Raw genomic sequence first — 1,438 nt, 5'->3', positions numbered from 1 at the left:
GTGACCTTGTCGGCGCTGGCGCCGGCCGAAGTGGTCGCGTTGCGGCCGACCATCGTGCGCGCGCCGCTCGAGGGCGTCGTCGACCATTTCGAGGTGCAGCCCAACGAGCAGGTCCAAGCCGGTCAGTTGCTGCTGACGCTCGATCCGCGCGCGATCGAAAACAAGCTCGACGCCGCCGCCAAGGCGCTCGCGGTGGCGGAGGCCGAATATCGCCAGGCCGCGCAGCAGGCGGTGTTCGACGACAAGAGCCGAGCCCTGATGGCGGTGCTGAAGGGTAGGGCGGAGGAGAAGCGCGCCGACGTCACCTACAACCAGTCGCTGCTCGATCGCGTCAAGGTCACGGCGAGCCGCAGCGGTCTTGCGATCTATGACGATCCCAACGCCTGGATCGGCAAGCCGGTGGCAATCGGCGAGCGGCTGATCGAGATCGCCGATCCGGCGCAGGCCGAGATCGAGATCTGGCTGCCGGTCGCGGACGCGATCACGCTGACGACCGGTGCCGACGTCGATTTCTTTCTCAATATCGCGCCGGATTCGCCGCTGCGGGCGAACTTGCGGCAGGCGAGCTATGAGGCGACCCAGTCGCCGGGCGGCCTGCTCGGCTATCGTCTGAAGGCGAAATTATCCGATGCGGCACATCCGCCGCGGATCGGCCTCAAGGGCACGGCGAAATTGTTCGGCGAGCGGGTTTCGCTGTTCTACTATTTGCTGCGGCGTCCGCTGGCCGCGGCGCGACAATTCGTGGGGCTGTGATGAGCGTGGCCGCGGCGGCCGGCGCTGCAAAGGGCCTGTTGCCGTTGCGCGAGGAGATCGCGATTTTTCCCGGCCCCGCCGCGCTCGACGGCTCGCCGAGCTGGACGCTGCATGACCCCTCCAGCAATCGTTTCTATCGTCTCGGCTGGCGCGAATTCGAATTGCTGTCGCGCTGGGACAGCGGTTCGGCCGCGGCATTGACCGCGCGGGTCGAAGCCGAGACCACGCTCCAGGTCGAGCAGGAAGATGTCGACGACCTCGTCCGGTTTCTGTTTTCATTCGACCTGCTGCGCGCCTCTAGCCCTGACGCCACCGCCAACATGGTCAAGAAGGCCGACCGCCAGCGTGGCAGTTGGGCCAAATGGCTGTTGCACAATTATCTGTTCATCCGGATTCCGCTGCTGCGGCCGGATCGCTTTCTAAACCTGAGCTATCCCTATCTGCGCTGGGTGTTCAGCCCGCTGGTCGCAGCGCTCGTGGTCGCGATCGGATTGATCGGACTGGTTCGCGTCGCACGGCAGTGGGACGTGTTTCTCGGCACCTTCGTCGACATGTTCTCGGTGCAGGGCGCGGTCGGCTTCGGCATCACGCTCGGCTGCCTGAAGGGACTGCATGAACTCGGCCATGCCTACACTGCCAAGCGTTTCGGCTGCCGGGTGCCGACCATGGGTCTCGCGCTGTTGGT

General features: G+C 65.4%; 1 protein-coding gene and 1 pseudogene. Both read left to right on the top strand.

Features of this window, described 5'->3' with window-relative positions; all coding sequences use genetic code 11:
- The coding region (locus tag GSQ88_RS14195; RefSeq protein ID WP_159008382.1) for an efflux RND transporter periplasmic adaptor subunit at nt 1-753 on the top strand (753 nt) is incomplete at its 5' end.
- Nucleotides 753-1,438: pseudogene (locus tag GSQ88_RS34985) on the top strand (HlyD family efflux transporter periplasmic adaptor subunit); the annotation flags it as partial. The gene GSQ88_RS14195 and the pseudogene GSQ88_RS34985, both read left to right, overlap by 1 nt.

The organism is Bradyrhizobium sp. S69 (assembly GCF_009766005.1).
GTDB lineage: Bacteria > Pseudomonadota > Alphaproteobacteria > Rhizobiales > Xanthobacteraceae > Bradyrhizobium.
The sequence above is the reverse complement of the archived record's forward strand: the minus strand, read 5'-3'. Positions and strand labels throughout refer to the sequence as shown.